Source organism: Sphingomicrobium astaxanthinifaciens (assembly GCF_022865105.1).
Lineage (GTDB): Bacteria > Pseudomonadota > Alphaproteobacteria > Sphingomonadales > Sphingomonadaceae > Sphingomicrobium > Sphingomicrobium astaxanthinifaciens.
In genome coordinates this window covers 738,083-754,518 of the sequence record NZ_JAKNYM010000001.1, presented here as the reverse complement: position 1 = coordinate 754,518, position 16,436 = coordinate 738,083, and the positions used below count along the sequence as shown (strand labels likewise).

Sequence of the window (16,436 nt, the reverse complement as noted above, 5' to 3'; positions counted from 1 at the left end):
ACCCGTCCCTCACAGGGCGTCGATCGCGGCGAGGTGCCGCGCGCGTTCGGCGGGCGCGAGCAGCGAGCCCTCGATGGCGTTGCGCCCGAGCTGCAGGATCTCCTCGCGCGAGAGGTCGAGCGCGTCGGCCACGGCATGGTAATTGTCGGCGATATAGCCGCCGAAATAGGCCGGGTCGTCGCTGTTGACGGTGGCCTTGAGCCCCTTGTCGAGCATCGTCTTGAGCGGGCTGTCGGCGATGTCGTCGATCACGCACAGCTTGAGGTTGGAGAAGGGGCAGACGGTGAGCACCAGCCCCTCGCGCGCGATCCGCTCGGTCAGCGCCGCATCTTCGAGCGCGCGGTTGCCATGGTCGAGCCGCTTGACCCCAAGCAGGTCTAGCGCCTCGCGGACATAGGCGGGGGGGCCTTCCTCGCCCGCGTGCGCTGTGGGAAACAGCCCCATCGCGCGCGCCTCGGCGAAGACGCGCTCGAACTTGGAGGGCGGATGGCCGACCTCCGAACTGTCGAGCCCGACGCCGTCGAGGCGATCGAGCCACGGACGCGCCTGTTCGAGCGTGGCGAACGCGCTTTCCTCGTCGAGATGGCGCAGGAAGCACATGATCAACCGGTGACTGATGCCCAGCCGCCGTTGGCCCTCGTCGAGCCCGCTGGTGATCCCCTTCATCACCGTGTCGAAGGCGATCCCGCGCTCGGTGTGCCCCTGCGGGTCGAAGAAGATCTCGGCATGCACCACCCCGTCGGCGTGGACGCGCTCGAGATAGGCCAGCGTGAGGTCGTGGAAATCGCGCTCGGTGCGCAGGACGCTCATGCCCTGGTAGTAGATGTCGAGGAAATCCTGCAGGTTGGAGAAGTCATAGGCCGCGCGCACCGCCTCGACGCTGTCGTAGGGGATCTCCACCCCGTTGCGCTTGGCGAGCTCGAACAGGAGCTCGGGTTCGAGCGAACCCTCGATATGGAGGTGGAGTTCGGCCTTGGGGAGCGCATCGATGAGCGCGCGGCGCTCGGCGGGGGAAAAGCGGGGCTGGGTCATGGCGCGCGAGGCTGGCGCAAGCGATCGCCGCGGTCAATCGCGCCGCCGCCATGTTGCCCTTTCGTTCGCCTCGCGGCATCAGGGGCAAGTGAGCCTCGTTCCCGACCTCCCCGCGCTCCACGCGACCCATGCCGGCATCTGGATCGCCGCGGCGGGCGAGGTGCGCTCGGTCGGTCGCGGGGAGGCGATCGCGCGCGCCGCCGAGAGCCCGCACCTGCTCCTCAACGCGCCGATGATCGGTGGGCGGCTCGGCACCCCCGACCTGTCGGGGCTCGACCTGCTCGAACTGTTCGCCTTCGTCCATCCCGCGCGCTTCGCCGTGCCGACCGTGTCGGGGCTGGCGCGCGCGGTCGGGCTCGCCCCGCCCGAGGAGGAGGATGCCGCGGCGCTGCTCCTCCCCGCGATCGCGCAACGGTTGCTCGAAACCATGCAGGCGGACGACTGGGCCGAGCGCGAGGGGGCGTGGACGGTCAACCGGGCGCTGGCGCGGGCCGGTTGGCCCTGGGCGCCGCTCGCGGGGGCGCGGCTGCCGACCCCTGGCAGGATGGAGCGCAGCCTCTTCACCCGCCTGCCCGAATGGGACGAAGGCGCGGGGGTCAGCCCGCCGCGCACCGTGCATGTCGACGAGGACGAGGCGTTGAAGCGGCTCGATACCTTTACCGGCAAGGGCGCCGAGCGGCGCGAGGGGCAGCGCGCGATGGCCACCGCCGTCGCCCCCGTCTTCGCCCCGCGCCGCGCCGAGCGCGAACCCAATCTGCTGCTCGCCAACGCGGGCACCGGGATCGGCAAGACGCTCGCCTATCTCGCGCCCTCGACGCTGTGGGCGGAGAAATCGGGCGGGACGGTGTGGGTGTCGACCTATACCAAGGCGCTGCAACGCCAGCTCGATGCCGAGGGGGCGCGGATCGAGCCCGACCCCGAACGCCGCAAGCGCCGCATCGTCGTGCGCAAGGGGCGCGAGAATTATTGCTGCCTGCTCAACCTCGAGGATGCGATGCAGGGCGGCTTTGCCGGGCGCGCGGCGGTGCTGGCGCAACTGGTGGCGCGCTGGGCGGCCTATACCAAGGATGGCGACATGGTCGGCGGCGATTTGCCCGGCTGGCTGCCGAGCCTGTTCCGCCGCGCCGGCGCCACCGCGCTCACCGACCGGCGCGGCGAATGCGTCTATGCGGGCTGCGCGCATTACCGCAAATGCTTCATCGAGCGCGCCGAACGCGCCGGGCGCGAGGCCGACCTCGTGATCGCCAACCATGCGCTGGTGCTGATCGGCGCCGCGCGCGGGCGCGAGGGCGGCCCGAGCCGGATCGTCTTCGACGAGGGACACCATCTGTTCGACGCCGCCGATTCGACCTTCGCCGCCGCGCTCACCGGGCGCGAGGCGATCGAACTGCGGCGCTGGATCATCGGCCCCGAGGGCAAGCACCGCGGGCGGCGGCGGGGGCTGCAGGCGCGGTTGATGGACCTTGCCAGCTACGACGAGGCGGGCAACGAGGCGATCGCCCAGATCGTCACCGCCGCGCAGGCATTGAATTCGGACGGCTGGCTCGGGCGCATGCAGGAGGGCGACCCGTGGGGGCCGCTCGAGAAGTTTTTCGCCGCGATCCGGGCGATGACCTATGCGCGGGCCAAGGCGCAGGACGCGGGCTACGGGCTCGAGACCGAGCTCGCCGACCCCGACCCCCCGCTGGTCGAGGCCGCGGCGAGCGCGCTCGAGGCGATGGAGGCGCTCGCGCAGCCGATGGCGGCGCTGTCGCGGCGCCTCGAAGCGGTGCTCGAGGACGCCCCCGACTGGCTTGACAGCCAGGCGCGCGCGCGGGTCGAGGGGGCGATCAACTCGCTCGGCTGGCGGCGCGAGCAGGTCGCGGGGTGGAGCGCCATGCTGGCGCGGATCGGCGGGCCCGCCGATCCCGATTTCGTCGACTGGCTCGCCTGCCACCGCGTCGAGGGGCGTGACTATGACATCGGCATGCACCGCCACTGGCTCGACCCCACGCGCCCGCTCGCCAAGGCGGTGATCGAACCCTCGCACGCGGTGGTCGTGACCTCGGCCACGCTCAAGACCGGGGGCGATTGGGACGAGGCCGAGGCGCGCACCGGCGCGGCGCACCTCGAGCATCCGATCCGCCATTTCGAGGCGGCGAGCCCGTTCGATTATGCGGGGCAGACGCAGGTGCTGGTGGTCAACGACCTCGGGCGCGACAACCTGCCCGCGCTGGCGGGCGCCTATGCCCGGCTGATCGAGGCGGCGGGGGGCGGCACGCTCGGGTTGTTCACCGCGATCAAGCGGCTGCGCAGCGTCCATGCCCGGATCGCCGACCGGCTGGCGCGCGCGGGGCTGCCGCTGTTCGCCCAGCATGTCGACCCGATCGACACGGGCACGCTGATCGACATGTTCCGCGACGACCCCAAGGCGAGCCTGCTCGGCACCGACGCGCTGCGCGACGGGGTCGACGTGCCCGGTGATTCGCTGCGGCTGGTGGTGATGGAACGCATTCCCTGGCCGCGCCCCACCGTGCTGCACGGCGCGCGGCGGCTGGCGGGCGGGGGAACGGCCTATGACGACCAGGTGGTGCGCGCCAAGCTCGCGCAGGCCTACGGGCGGCTCGTGCGGCGCGCGGGCGACGGCGGCCATTTCGTGCTCCTCTCGGCGGCCAGCCCGTCACGGCTGATGACCGCCTTCCCCGAGGGCGTGAGCGTCGAGCGCGTCCCGCTCGAGGAAGCGGTGGCACGGGTCGGCGACCGCCGCGCGGTCGCACAGGGCGCGCGCACCGATGCCTGACCTGCTCCTCCTGCGGCACGCCAAGTCGGACTGGCACAGCGCGGCGCGGCGCGATCTCGACCGCCCGCTCAACCCGCGGGGGCGCGCGGCGGCGCGCGCGATCGGCGCGCACCTCGCCACCCTCGCGCCGATCGACGAGGTCTGGGCGAGCCCCGCGACGCGGGTCGCCGAGACGCTCGAGGAGGTGCGCGCCAGCTGCCCCGCGCTGCCCCGGCCCGAGGTCGTGCCCGCGCTCTACGGGGCCGACCCGGCGACGCTGCTCGAGCTCGCGGCGCACGCGCGCGCGCCGCGCCTCCTGCTGGTCGGGCACAATCCGTCGATGCAGGCGCTCGCCGCGCTGCTGACGCGCGGGGACGAGGGGCCGCTGCGCGACCGGCTGGCCGACAAATATCCGACCGCGGCGCTCGCCGAAATCCGGCTCGAGGCGGACTGGTCGGCGCTGGGCCCGCGGGCCGCGGGCCGGCTGGTGCGCTTCGTGCGCCCGCGCGACCTGGGCTAGCCCCTAGTCCTCGAGCGCGCGCGCGAGCCGGTCGCGCACCGCGCGCAGGCGGTCGAGATCGGCGGGCGGCGCGGCCGGCCCGCGCAGCGCCTTCTTGGCCCCCGCCATCGTATAGCCCTCGCGATTGAGCAGCCGATCGATCCGCCGCGCGAGGTCGACGTCGGCGGGGCGGTAATAGCGGCGGTTGCCCGCGCGCTTGAGCGGCTTGAGCTGGGGGAACTTGGTTTCCCAGTAGCGCAGCACGTGCTGCGCGACCCCGAGTTCCTCGGACAATTCGCCGATGGTGCGGAAGGCGGCAGGATCCTTCGCGCTGGCCAAGACGCTATCCGGCGACCCGGTCGCGCATGATCTGGCTGGCGCGGAAGGTCATCACGCGGCGCGGCGCGATCGGCACCTCGACCCCGGTCTTGGGGTTGCGACCGATGCGCTCGCCCTTGTCGCGCAGGATGAAGCTGCCGAAGCCCGAGATCTTGACGTTCTCGCCGTTCGACAGCGCTTCGCACATGTGCGCGAGCAGCCGTTCGACCACCGAGGCCGATTCGGCGCGGCTCAGCCCCAGCTTGACGTGGACGACATCGGCAAGGTCGGCGCGCGTGAGCGTCCCGGCCTCGTCGGTCACGTGGTTCTGGCTGCGTGCTAGTCCGGCGTCCGCCATCGATCTACTCCCGCCCCTCGCGGCACCGCCCCCTGCGACGATGCGAATAATTCGTTACGCATCAGGCCCGATTGGCAGGATGCGTGCGAATCCTTGCCTAATTTTCAAGCAAGTTCAAGGGCAAAGCGTCAATAACGCAGCGCCGCGGCACCCCAGGTCAGCCCGCCGCCCATCGCCTCGAGGAGGACGAGGTCGCCGCGCTGGATCCGCCCGTCGCGGACCGCCACGTCGAACGCCAGCGGCACCGAGGCGGCCGAGGTATTGGCGTGGCGGTCGACCGTGACCACCACCTTGTCGGCGTCGAGCCCGAGCTTCTTGGCGGTGGCATCGAGGATCCGCGCATTGGCCTGGTGCGGCACCACCCAGTCGACTGCGGCGGGGGTGAGGCCCGCCGCCTCGAGCGTCTCGCCGAGGACATCGGCGAGGTTCTTGACCGCATGGCGGAACACCTCGCGTCCGCGCATGCGCAGGTGGCCGACGGTCTGCGTCGTCGACGGTCCGCCGTCGACGTAGAGGAGGTCGTGGTGCTGCCCCGCGGCGTGGAGCTTGGCGGCGAGGATGCCCTGCCCGTCGGTCTCCTCGGCCTCGAGCAGCATCGCGCCCGCCCCGTCGCCGAACAGCACGCAGGTGGCGCGGTCCTCCCAGTCGAGGATGCGGCTGAAGGTCTCGGCGCCGATCACCAGCGCGCGCTTGCCCATGCCGGTGCGCAGCAGCGAGTCGGCCACGCTGATCGCGTAGAGGAAGCCGGTGCACACGGCGGCGACGTCGAAGGCGACGCAGTCCTCGATGCCGAGCGCGGCCTGCACCTTCGTGGCGGTGGCGGGGAAGGTTTCGTCGGGCGTCGCGGTGGCAAGGACGATGATGTCGACGCCCGACGCCTCGACCCCCGCCGCCTCGAGCGCGCGGCGCGCGGCATCGGTGGCGAGCGAAGCGGTGGTCTCGGTGTCGTCGGCGATATAGCGCTGGCGGATGCCGGTGCGCTCGATGATCCACTCGTCCGAAGTGTCGACCGTCTCGGCCAGCTCGTGATTGCTGACGCAGCGCCGTGGCAGCGCGCTGCCCGAACCCTTGACGACCGAACGGATCATTATTTGGCGGCCTCGTTGAGCTTGTCGAGCGTGTGACTGCGGAAGGTCTCGAGATCGTCCGCGATCTTCTTGGTGATGTCGTTGCGCACCATCGAGCCGGCGACGCCGATCGCGTTGGCCACCCCCTTGGCGCTGGCCCCGCCGTGCGACTTGACGACGATGCCGTTCAACCCGAGGAAAACCGCGCCATTATGGTTGTTGGGGTCGAGGTGCACCTTGAGCAGCCGCATCGCCGGTTTGGAGATGAGGAACCCCATCCGGCTGCGCAGCGAGGACTTGAAGGCGCTGCGCAGGAGGTCGGTGACGAAGCGCGCGGTGCCCTCGGCGGTCTTCAGGGCGATATTGCCCGAGAAGCCGTCGGTGACGACCACGTCGACATCGCCGCGCGCCAGCTTGTCGCCCTCGGTGAAGCCTTCGAAATGGAAGGGCAGATAGTCGGCCTCGCGCAGCAGCTGCGCGGCATCCTTGAGCTCCTCGGTGCCCTTGAGCTCCTCGGTACCGATGTTGAGCAGGCGCACGCGCGGGCGCTGGTTGTCCATCACGGTGCGCGCATAGGCGGCGCCCATCACCGCGAACTGGACGAGGTTCTGCGCGTCGCACTCGGTATTGGCCCCGAGGTCGAGCATGACGAGGTCGTCGTCGCGCACGGTCGGCAGGAGCGCCGACAGCGCGGGGCGGTCGATCCCCTCCATCGTGCGCAGCGCGAGCTTGGCGATCGCCATCAGCGCGCCCGTGTTCCCGCCCGACACGGCGGCATGGGCGCGACCGTCCTTCACCGCGCGCACCGCCTCGCCCATCGAAGTGCCCTTCGACTTGCGAATCGCCTGGCTCGGCTTGGTGTGGCCTTCGATCACGCCATCGCAGCGATGGATCGTCGAGACCGCCGCCAGCCGGTCGTACTTCCTGAGCTCGGCGGCGATCCGGTCCTCGTCGCCGTACAGGTCGAAGCGCAAGTCGCGATCGCGCCGCCGGGCGAGGGCGGCGCCCTCGACCATCACCGACGGCCCGACGTCGCCGCCCATGGCGTCGATCGCGATCCGTGGGTTGGCGGTCACCGCTAGCTGCGCCTCGTCCGAGACTTAGTCTTCGGGCGCGACGATTTCGCGGCCGTTATAGTGACCACAGGCGTCGCACAGGTTGTGCGGACGCTTGAGTTCGCCGCAGTTCGGGCATTCCTGGAACGCGGCGGGGGTCAGCGCGTGGTGGCTGCGACGCATGCCCTTCTTGGAGGGCGTAGTTTTTCTCTTCGGGACGGCCATGACGGCACCTTCATCTATGGGGTCTTAAAGTAAACAGCGACCCACCGCGTCCCGATGAATGCGGACGCCGGGAGGTCGCTCGTGGCGGCTCCTATAGCGAAACTGCCCGAGGATGCAAGGCCCGCGCGCATGCCTCAGCCACGCGCGAGCACGGCATCGCCGACGAAGGGATTGGTGGCGCGTTCGTGCCCGAAGGTGCTCATCGGCCCGTGACCGGGCACGAAGGCGGTGTCGTCGCCCAGCGGCCAGAGCTTGGTGGTGATCGCGTCGATGAGGTGCTGGTGGTTGCCGCGCGGGAAATCGGTGCGCCCCATCGAGCCCTTGAACAGCACGTCGCCGACGATCGCCAGCTTCGATTCGGCGTTGTGGAAGACGACATGGCCCGGCGTGTGGCCGGGGCAGTGGTAGACGTCGAATTTCAATTCGCCGACGGTGACCTCGTCGCCGTCATCGAGCCAGCGGTCGCTCTCGAAGCTGTGCCCCGGGATGCCATATCTGGCGCCATCCTCGGGCAGCCGGTCGATCCAAAACTTGTCGTCGACATGCGGGCCCTCGATCGGCACGCCAAGCTCGTCGGCGAGCACCCGCGCCTGCCCGCAATGGTCGATATGGCCGTGGGTGAGGAGGATCTTCTCCACCTCGACCCCGGTCTGGCGAATCGCCGCCTTCAACTTGTCGAGATCGCCGCCCGGGTCGCTGAGCGCGGCCTTGTTGGTCCGCGTGCACCAGAGCAGCGTGCAATTCTGCTGCAGCGGCGTCACCGGGATGATCGCGGCCTTGAGCGGGGGCAGGGGGGTGTCGGTCATGGCGCGCTGGCTAGTCCGCGAGCGGCGCCTTGTCGAGCGCGGGGGGCGCATCGCGCATCGCCGCCGCCACCATTTCGGCCTCCAGCATGACGCGCAGCACGTTGCCGCCCGCGAGCTTGGCGAGATTGTCGTCGGACCAGCCGCGCCGCGCCAGCTCGGCCAACAGGTCGGGATAATCGTCGACCGAATCGAGCCCCTCGACGGTCATCGAGATACCGTCGAAGTCGCCGCCGATGCCGATATGGTCGTGCCCCGCCACGCGCGCGACATGGTCGATATGGTCGGCGACGTCCGCGAGCGTGGCCTTGGGTGCGGGGTTGGCCTCCTGCCACGCTTCCCAGGCGGCGCGCGCCTCGGGCCGGGGTTCGCCGTCGATCGGGGGGTAGAGCGCTTCGAGGCGCTCCTGCTCGGCGCTGCGCGCCTCGCTCCACGCCTTGACCTCGGCGCTGACGAACTGGGGGACGAAGGTGACCATCACCACCCCGCCATTGCCGGGCAGGCGGGCGAGCACGTCGTCGGGCACGTTGCGGACATGATCGGTCACCCCGCGCGCCGAGGAATGGCTGAAGATGACGGGCGCGCGCGTCACGTCGAGCACGTCGTGCATCGCCTCGGCGGTGACATGGCTGAGGTCGACGAGCATGCCGATGCGGTTCATCTCGGCGATGACGGTGCGCCCGAAATCGGACAGGCCGCCGTGGACCGGATCGTCGGTCGCGCTGTCGGCCCAGCCGGTGGTGCGGCTGTGGGTCAGCGTCATGTAGATGGCGCCGAGCCGCTTGAACTGGCGCAGCGCGGCGAGGTTGCCGCCGATCTGGTGGCCGCCCTCGATCCCCGCCATCGCGGCGATGCGCCCGTCGGCGAAGACCTCGACCAGTTCGCTGGCGTCATGCGCCCAGCCCAGCGTGTGCGGATAGGAGCGGACCATGCGGTCGACGATGTCGATCTGCTCGATGGTGGTGCGGATGGCTTCGTCGCCGGTGGTCGCGGCTGGGATGTAGACCGACCACATCTGCGCGCCCACCTGCCCCTCGCGCAGGCGTTCAAGGTCGGTCATGAAGGGGGTGCCGGCCTCGATGTCGTCGACCGCGCCGTCGGCGGCGCGGGCGAGCGCGTAGGGCAGGTCGTTGTGCCCGTCGATCATCGGGGTCTGTGCCAGCACGCGCGACACGCGCGCCTCGATGTCCGGGTCGGGCGTCGCGGCGGCGGGCTGGGTCGCGGCGAGCGCGGCGGCGAGAGTGAAGGTCAGCATCGAAAACAATCTCCTTTGCCCCTTTCGTGCCGCAGGCGGGGGCGCTGCGTAAAGGCCATCTTTACGCGAGCCCGCGTGCCGTTCATTGCATGGCCCATGCGGATCCTGTTCGACGATGCCCGCCCGGGCGGCGAGGCGACGAGCCTCCTGTTCGAGCAGCCCGCCGCGATCGTTCGCGCCGATAGCGAGGCCGAGGTGCGCGGCGCGCTCGACGCGCTTCGCGCCGCGCTGGCGGCGGGGCAGCATGTCGCGGGCTATCTCGCCTACGAAGCGGGGTTCGCGCTCGACCCCGCGCTCGAGGGGCAGGCGCGCGCGGGCGAGGGGCCGCTACTTCTATTCGGCGTTTTCGAGGCGCCGCGCCGGGTGAACCGCGCCGCCTTGCTCGCCGGGGCGGGCGAGGCGCGGGTCGACCCGCCGCGGCCGCTGGTCACGCGGGCCGCCTATCTCGAGGCGGTGCGCGCGGTGCACGAGGCGCTGCATGCGGGCGACTATTACCAGGCCAACCTCACCTTCCCCTGCGACCTGGGGGTGACGGGCGACCCGTTCGCGCTCTACGCGCGGCTCGCCGCGGCGGGAGGGGGCGGCTGGGGGGGCGTGCTCGAGCATGACGCGGGGGCGCTCGTCTCGCTCTCGCCCGAACAGTTCTTCCGGCTCGAGGACGGGGTGCTCACCGCGCGCCCGATGAAGGGCACCGCGCCGCGCCGCGCCGATCCCGCCGCCGATGCCGCCGAGGCCGCCGCGCTGGCGCGCGATGCCAAGCAGCGCGCCGAGAACCTCATGATCGTCGACCTCCTGCGCAACGACCTGGCGCGGGTGGCCGAGACCGGGACGGTCGATGTGCCCGAGCTGTTCAGCGTCGAGACCTATCCCACGGTGCACCAGATGACGAGCCGGGTGACGGCGCGCCTGCGCCCCCGATTCGACGCGGTCGACGTACTCGAGAAGCTGTTCCCCTGCGGCTCGGTGACGGGCGCCCCCAAGATCGCGGCGATGCAGGCGCTGGTTAACCTCGAGCCGCATCCGCGCGGCGCCTATACCGGCTCGATGGGCTGGATCGCCCCGCCCGGCGCCGAAGGCGCACCGGGTAACGCCGCGTTTAACGTCTTAATCAGGACAATCGAGATTGTAGCGCAAAGGTCACGCGCGCGGCTCGGTTTGGGTTCGGGGCTTGTGGTCGATTCGGCGGGCGGCAATGAATGGCGCGAGTGTTTGCTTAAGGGACAGTTCGTGACCAGCGTTGCCGATCCTTTCGATCTCATCGAGACCATGGCCTACGACCCCATCGACGGCATCGTCGATCTCGAGCGCCACCTTGCCCGGCTCAAGGGCACGGCGGCCGACCTCGGCTTCGTCTTCGACCGCCACGATGCGCGCAACGAGTTGCAGGCCGCCACCTTCGGCCACCGCCGGCCCGCCTTCGTGCGACTGCTCGCGGCGCGGGGCGGGGGCGTGGCGATCGAGCTGCTGCCCCTGCCCGACAGTCCCGAGGAGCCGGTCAGCGTCCAGGTCAAGCCGCTCCCCGTCGACCCCGACGACCGACGACTCCGGCACAAGACCAGCGACCGCGCCTTTTACGACGAGGCGCGCGACCCCGCGATCGCCTTCGAGACCATCTTCGAGCGCCCCGACGGCCAGCTGACCGAGGGCAGCTTCACCAACATCTTCGTCGAGAGGGAGGGAAAGCTGGTGACCCCGCCCGCCGCATTGGGGCTGCTGCCCGGGGTGCTGCGCCAGCGGCTGATCGAGGAGGGCCGCGCGGTCGAGGGGCACCTCACCCGCGCCGACCTCGAGGGGGGGTTATTTATCGGCAATTCGGTGCGCGGGCTGGTCGCCGCGCGGCTCGTCTCAGGCGGCTAGCGGGAAGCGCAGCACGCGGTCCGAGACCGGCACCAGCGCCGCCGCGCCGCGCCCCATCGCGCGCAGGATCGCGGGATGATCGGCGTCGAGCCCGCCGGTCAGCGCCCCGTAGGCGGGCAGGATCATCTTCTTTTCGGTCGCCACGAAACAGCGCCGCGACACGCGCCGTCCGCGCGCCTTGATCCGCAGCTTGGGATGGAAGTGCCCCGACAGTTCGGGGCGCGGCTCGTGCGCCTCGGCCTCGTGCCGCAGCACCAGCCCGTCGACGATGCTTTCGACCACCACCTCGCCGCCGCAATGGTCGATCATCCCGGCGTCGTGGTTGCCGGTGATCCAAACCCAGCGCACCGCCTGCGTCAGCGCGGTGAGCTTGGCGCGCGCGTCCTGCGGCAACCGGTCGCAGCCGAAGCGGTCGTGGAAGCTGTCGCCAAGGCAATAGACCGCGCGCGCGCCCGACAGCGCGACATCCTCGGCCACCGCGTCGATCGTCGCCTCGCTGTCATAGGGCGGGAGCATCTGCCCGAAGCGCGCGAACCAGCTCGCCTTTTCAAGATGCAGGTCGGCGATCAGCAGCGCCTCGTGCGCCTCCCAGTAGAGCGCGCCCGAGGGGAGCACGGCGAAGTTTCGGGAGGCGAACGAAAGGGGAACCATGGGCCCTCCTAACCAGCGCCGTCGATTCCCTCCAAATGCTTTGTGACATGCTCGCGCAGCGCGCGCGCATCGTGCAGCGCATTGTGCGGCACCGCGCTGTTGGTGGCGGTCGAGAAGCCGGTCATGTCGAGCAGCCGCAGGGTGAAGGGGGGCACGCGCACCATCACCCCCGGCCCGGTCACCAGCAGCCGCGCGAAATGGGCGAGGTCCTCGGGCCAGTCGGCGCAAATCTCTGGGGCCGCGTCATGGGCGAGATAATGCGCCAGCGCATGGGCGGCGTCGCCCGGCGACATCGGCGCTTCCTTCAAGCCCTCGGGGACATGGTGGAGATAGGGGATGACGTTGCGCCCGACCCAGTCGCTTTGCGCCTCGGCGGGCGCGAGGATGACATAGAATTCCTCGTCGCCCTCGTCCTCGGGGACGAGCGCGAGGCTGAGGAGGCGGCCGCCGAAGCCGTCATATTCGGTGTCGAGGAAATAGCGCATGTCCCCGCCATGGGGCGCGCGCGGCCACCTGTCTAGGCGGGGGGCTCGAAGGCGGGGCGCTCGGGGCAGGGCGCGTTGGCCTCGATCGCCTCCTCGCACTCGCGTTCCCAGCGGGTCAGCGCGCGGCCGTATTGCGCTTCCGCCTCGCGCATCTTTCGCCCGCGCCGCTGGTCGGCCTCGGCCTGGCTAGTGGTGGCGAGATCGACCGTCTTGGCGGCTACCTTGACGGGCAGGGTGGCGACCCCGACGGCGGTCTCGGCGACATCGACGACGATGCAGCCCGAGAGCGCGAAGGCGACGGCGGGGAAAATGAGGATACGCATGATGGGGCGGGTATAGCGGGCGAAGCTTAAGCGGGGCCTAATCGATCCGCATCGCGGCGTCGATCAGTGCCTGTTCGGCCTCGACCAGCAGCGCCTCGTCGGCGGCCCCGCCGGGCGCCTGTTCGCGCCCGATCACCACCATCAGCGGCACCGCCAGCGGGGTGACGCGTTCGGCCTCGACGTGGACCATCGTGGCGGCGGCGCGCTCGACGAGGCGAGCGAGCCGCCCGAGCTCGGTCATCCGCGCCTTGGCGTCCTCCCACGCCGCGCGCATCAGCAGGTGGTCGGGCTCGTAGCGCTTCAAGACGTCGTAGATGAGGTCGGTGGAAAAGCTCACCTGCTTGCCCGTCTTGCGCTGGCCCGGATGCTGGCGCTCGACCAGCCCGCCGATCACCGCGACCTCGCGGAAGGCGCGCTTGAGGAGGTGCGATTCCTCGACCCACTGGCGAAATTCGTCCTCGAGGATGTCGGCGGAGAAGAGCGCGCGCGGATCGGTGACGGGGGCGAGCGAGGAGACCGCGAGCGCATAGTCGTTGGCGACCCAGTTGAGGGGTTTGAGCCCCGCGCGCTCCATCCGGTTGGTGATCAGCATGCCGAGCGACTGGTGCGCGTTCCAGCCGTCGAAGCTGTAGGCGACGAGATAATGCCGCCCCTCGTGGGGGAAGGTCTCGACCAGCAGTTCGTGCGGCTCGGGCAGGATCGAGCGGCGCGACTGGACGTCGAGCCATTCGCGCACGTCGTCGGGAAAACGCGTCCATTGGGTTCGGTCGGCGAGGAACCCGCGCACGCGCGCGGCTAGGTGCGTCGACATGCTCATCCGCTGCCCGCCGTAGCTGACGATGCGCCCGTCCTTCTTCGAAGCGCGCACGATGATGTCGGCATCCTTGAACCCCTCGACCTCGAGGCTGAGCCCCGAGAAGAAGAAGGCATCGCCGATGGTGAGCGTCGAGCCGAAGCCCTCCTCGACGCGACCGATCTTGCGCCCGTTCCTGAACCGCACGTCCATCATCACATTGTCGACGATGACCCCCGCGTTGAGCCGGTGCTTCTGCGCCACCGCCGGCTTGGTGATGCGCCACAGGCCGGGCTCCTGTTCGACCAGCCGGCGATACTTGTCATAGGCCTTGAGCGCGTAGCCGCCGGTCGCATTGAGCTGGAGGATCGCCTCCCATTCCTCGTCCCTGAGCCCCGCATAGGGCGCCGCCGAGCGCACCTCGGCGAGCAGCTCGTCCGAGCGGAAGGGGCCCGCGCAGGCCACCCCCATGACGTGCTGCGCGAGCACGTCGAGCGCGCCCGGGCGGAATTGTTCGGGGTCGAGCTCGCCATCGTCGATCGCATCGAGACAGGCGCGCGCCTCGAGATATTCGAAGCGGTTGCCGGGCACGATCATGCCCTTCGACGGCTCGTTCAACCGGTGGTTGGCGCGCCCGACGCGCTGGAGCAGGCGCGAGGAGCCCTTGGGGGCACCCATCTGCGCGACCAGGTCGACATTGCCCCAGTCCAATCCCATGTCGAGCGAGGCGGTGGCGACGAGCCCGCGCAGTCGCCCCTCGGCCATCGCCAGTTCGACCTTGCGCCGCGCCTCGCGGCTCAGACTGCCGTGGTGGACGCCGATGGGGAGCTGCTTGTCGTTGGCGCTCCACAGGTCCTGGAAGATGAGTTCGCAAAGGGACCGCGTGTTGCAGAAGATGATGCTGGCGCCGTGTTGGTCGATCAGGTCGAGCACCTGGCTCGCGGCATAGCGCCCCGAGTGACCCGACCAGGGGACCCGCTCCTCGGGGGTGAGGATCGACAGATCGGCGGGCGCCCCAGGTTCGCCCTCGACAAGGCGCACCGCGTCGATGTCGCCATCGGGGGCGAGCCAGGCGCGATAGGCGTCGGGATCGGCGATGGTGGCGCTCAGCCCGACGCGGCGCATCCCGGGCGAAAGCTTTTGCAGCCGCGCCATCGCGAGGCTGAGGAGGTCGCCGCGCTTTTCCTTGGCGAAGGCGTGGACTTCATCGACGATTATCGTGCGGAGCCCCCCGAACAGCCGGTCGGCGTCAGGATAGCTGAGCAGGAGCGACAGGCTCTCGGGCGTGGTCAGCAGCATCTGCGGCGGCCTCGAGCGCTGGCGCTGCTTCCGGTTCGACGGCGTGTCGCCCGAGCGCGTCTCGACGCGGATCGGCAGCCCCATCTCCTCGATCGGGGTCAAGAGGTTGCGCTGGACATCGACCGCGAGGGCCTTGAGCGGCGAGATATAGAGCGTGTGCAGCCCCTCGCTCGGCGTCTCGATCAGGTCGACGAGGCTGGGGAGGAACCCCGCCAGCGTCTTGCCCGCCCCGGTCGCGGCGACGAGCAGCGCATGGCGCTCGTCGCGCGCCGCCTTGAGCATGCCCGCCTGGTGGTCGCGCAGCCGCCAGCCGCGCTGCGCGAACCAGTCGTCGATGACCGCGGGAAGGCTGGCGCTCAGGCGTCGCCCTCGCGCTTCTCGGCGGCCTCATGCTCCTCCTCGTAGAGCTCGCGGGTGGCGCGTTCGGAGCGCTCCACGGGGATGTCGCTATCCTTGTTCTTCTTGATCACGAACAGGTAGATGACGAACAGCGCGGCGACGCCGATGATGGTGACGAGGCCCCATTGCAGTTCGGGCATGGCGGGTTCCTTTCGGGCTTGGTCCTTTGCGTAGGCGCCGGAACGAACCGACGGTCTCACCCACTATAACCCCGCAATGCCCCGCTTGGGTTCCTGGATCGAGCCGCACCCGGAAGGGATCTACGTGAAGCCGGCCGATGCATGGGTCGATCCCATGCAACCCAAGGCGCGCGCCCTCGTCACCCATGGCCATGCCGACCATGCGCGCTCGGGCCATGGCGCGGTCTGGGCGACCCCCGAGACGCTGGCGATCATGGGGGTGCGGTACGGCCCGCAGACCGAAAAGCCCGTCGCCTATGGCGAGACGGTGCGGCTCGGCGAGGTCGAGGTCAGCTTCGTGCCCGCGGGCCATGTCCTCGGCTCGGCGCAGATCGTGCTTGAGCATGCGGGCGAGCGGGTGGTGGTGTCGGGCGACTACAAGCGCCGCCCCGACCCGACCTGCGAACCCTTCGTGGTCACCCCGTGCGACATCTTCATCACCGAGGCGACCTTCGGGCTGCCCGTCTTCCGCCATCCCGATACCGGCGCCGAGGTCGACCGCGCGATCGCGCGTCTCCACGCCGAGCCCGGGCGCTGCGTGCTGGTCGGCGCCTATGCGCTCGGCAAGGCGCAACGGGTGGTCAAGGAAATGCGGCTGCGCGGCCACGCCGACCCGATCTATTACCATGGCGCGATGGAGCGGTTGTGCCGGCTCTACGAGGAGCTCGGGGTCGACCTTGGCGAGCTGCGCCCCGCCACCGGGGCCTCGAAGGACGAATTGCGCGACCGCATCATCATCTGCCCGCCGGGCCAGTTGAACGACCGCTGGGCGCGGCGGCTGCCCGACCCGGTGACCGCGATGGCGTCGGGCTGGATGCGGGTGCGCCAGCGCGCGCGGCAGCGCAATGTCGAGCTGCCGCTGGTGATTTCCGACCATGCCGACTGGGACGAGCTGACCACCACCATCCGCGAGGTCGCCCCGCGCGAGGTATGGATCACCCACGGGCGCGAGGACGCGCTCAAGCATTGGTGCGAGACGCGGCAGATCAAGGCGCGCGAACTGCGGCTGCTGGGGCGCGAGGAGGAGAATGAATAGCGGCCGGGCGCGCCGGCGGCCGCCCTTGACGGGACGCGGTCGCG

17 protein-coding genes are annotated in these 16,436 nt (G+C 70.3%); 4 read left to right on the top strand and 13 right to left on the bottom strand.

Going from position 1 to position 16,436, the window contains the following annotated elements; translation table 11 throughout:
• Nucleotides 1-9 precede the first annotated feature (9 nt).
• Nucleotides 10-1,032: an adenosine deaminase gene (locus tag L8951_RS03720; protein WP_244381646.1), complete on the bottom strand. Its 1,023-nt coding sequence runs from the start codon at nt 1,030-1,032 to the stop codon at nt 10-12.
• On the opposite strand from L8951_RS03720, the gene L8951_RS03715 reads away from it, so the two are divergent.
• Nucleotides 989-3,811 carry an ATP-dependent DNA helicase gene (locus tag L8951_RS03715; protein WP_407696376.1) on the top strand — a complete coding sequence of 941 codons (2,823 nt, stop codon included), beginning with the start codon at nt 989-991 and terminating at the stop codon, nt 3,809-3,811. The two genes, L8951_RS03720 and L8951_RS03715, sit on opposite strands and share 44 nt — an antisense overlap.
• Complete coding sequence (locus L8951_RS03710; RefSeq protein ID WP_244381644.1) at nt 3,804-4,310, top strand: SixA phosphatase family protein; 507 nt, start codon at nt 3,804-3,806, stop codon at nt 4,308-4,310. Before L8951_RS03715 ends, L8951_RS03710 begins: the two co-directional genes overlap by 8 nt.
• A gap of 3 nt (nt 4,311-4,313) precedes the next feature.
• Here the strand turns inward: L8951_RS03710 and L8951_RS03705 are convergent, their stop codons facing one another.
• The 7 genes from L8951_RS03705 to L8951_RS03675 form a co-directional block, all read right to left on the bottom strand.
• Nucleotides 4,314-4,628 carry a MerR family transcriptional regulator gene (locus tag L8951_RS03705; RefSeq protein ID WP_244381643.1) on the bottom strand — a complete coding sequence of 105 codons (315 nt, stop codon included), beginning with the start codon at nt 4,626-4,628 and terminating at the stop codon, nt 4,314-4,316.
• A 4-nt stretch (nt 4,629-4,632) separates the two neighbouring features.
• Nucleotides 4,633-4,965 carry an integration host factor subunit alpha gene (locus tag L8951_RS03700; RefSeq protein WP_244381642.1) on the bottom strand — a complete coding sequence of 111 codons (333 nt, stop codon included), beginning with the start codon at nt 4,963-4,965 and terminating at the stop codon, nt 4,633-4,635.
• 128 nt (nt 4,966-5,093) lie between these two features.
• Nucleotides 5,094-6,053, bottom strand: coding sequence for a beta-ketoacyl-ACP synthase III (locus L8951_RS03695; RefSeq protein WP_244381641.1), 960 nt, complete (start codon nt 6,051-6,053; stop codon nt 5,094-5,096).
• Nucleotides 6,053-7,075 (bottom strand): phosphate acyltransferase PlsX, encoded by a 1,023-nt coding sequence (plsX, locus tag L8951_RS03690; RefSeq protein ID WP_407696388.1) that lies wholly within the window; start codon nt 7,073-7,075, stop codon nt 6,053-6,055. Before plsX ends, L8951_RS03695 begins: the two co-directional genes overlap by 1 nt.
• 57 nt (nt 7,076-7,132) lie before the next feature.
• On the bottom strand, nt 7,133-7,312 hold the full coding sequence (rpmF, locus tag L8951_RS03685; protein WP_244381639.1) for a 50S ribosomal protein L32: 180 nt from the start codon (nt 7,310-7,312) through the stop codon (nt 7,133-7,135).
• Between the two features lie 134 nt (nt 7,313-7,446).
• Nucleotides 7,447-8,118, bottom strand: a complete 672-nt coding sequence (locus tag L8951_RS03680; protein ID WP_244381638.1) for an MBL fold metallo-hydrolase — start codon at nt 8,116-8,118, stop codon at nt 7,447-7,449.
• Nucleotides 8,119-8,128: 10 nt separating this feature from the next.
• Nucleotides 8,129-9,370 carry a dipeptidase gene (locus L8951_RS03675; protein ID WP_244381637.1) on the bottom strand — a complete coding sequence of 414 codons (1,242 nt, stop codon included), beginning with the start codon at nt 9,368-9,370 and terminating at the stop codon, nt 8,129-8,131.
• Between the two features lie 96 nt (nt 9,371-9,466).
• Between L8951_RS03675 and pabB the strand changes: the two genes are divergently transcribed.
• Entirely contained in the window at nt 9,467-11,227 is a 1,761-nt protein-coding gene (gene pabB / locus L8951_RS03670; RefSeq protein ID WP_244381636.1) for an aminodeoxychorismate synthase component I, read from the top strand.
• Here pabB and pdeM read toward each other — a convergent pair.
• From pdeM to L8951_RS03645, 5 genes are read right to left on the bottom strand one after another with little or no spacing between them, the layout of a single operon-like run.
• On the bottom strand, nt 11,216-11,878 hold the full coding sequence (pdeM, locus tag L8951_RS03665; RefSeq protein WP_244381635.1) for a ligase-associated DNA damage response endonuclease PdeM: 663 nt from the start codon (nt 11,876-11,878) through the stop codon (nt 11,216-11,218). The genes pabB and pdeM overlap by 12 nt on opposite strands.
• Before the next feature lie 8 nt (nt 11,879-11,886).
• On the bottom strand, nt 11,887-12,363 hold the full coding sequence (locus tag L8951_RS03660; protein ID WP_244381634.1) for a hypothetical protein: 477 nt from the start codon (nt 12,361-12,363) through the stop codon (nt 11,887-11,889).
• A gap of 32 nt (nt 12,364-12,395) precedes the next feature.
• Nucleotides 12,396-12,686 carry a hypothetical protein gene (locus L8951_RS03655; protein ID WP_244381633.1) on the bottom strand — a complete coding sequence of 97 codons (291 nt, stop codon included), beginning with the start codon at nt 12,684-12,686 and terminating at the stop codon, nt 12,396-12,398.
• A gap of 37 nt (nt 12,687-12,723) precedes the next feature.
• Nucleotides 12,724-15,138, bottom strand: coding sequence for a ligase-associated DNA damage response DEXH box helicase (locus L8951_RS03650; RefSeq protein WP_244381685.1), 2,415 nt, complete (start codon nt 15,136-15,138; stop codon nt 12,724-12,726).
• Entirely contained in the window at nt 15,135-15,317 is a 183-nt protein-coding gene (locus L8951_RS03645) for a hypothetical protein (protein WP_244381632.1), read from the bottom strand. Before L8951_RS03645 ends, L8951_RS03650 begins: the two co-directional genes overlap by 4 nt.
• A gap of 76 nt (nt 15,318-15,393) precedes the next feature.
• On the opposite strand from L8951_RS03645, the gene L8951_RS03640 reads away from it, so the two are divergent.
• Nucleotides 15,394-16,392 carry a ligase-associated DNA damage response exonuclease gene (locus L8951_RS03640; protein ID WP_244381631.1) on the top strand — a complete coding sequence of 333 codons (999 nt, stop codon included), beginning with the start codon at nt 15,394-15,396 and terminating at the stop codon, nt 16,390-16,392.
• Nucleotides 16,393-16,436: the final 44 nt, after the last annotated feature.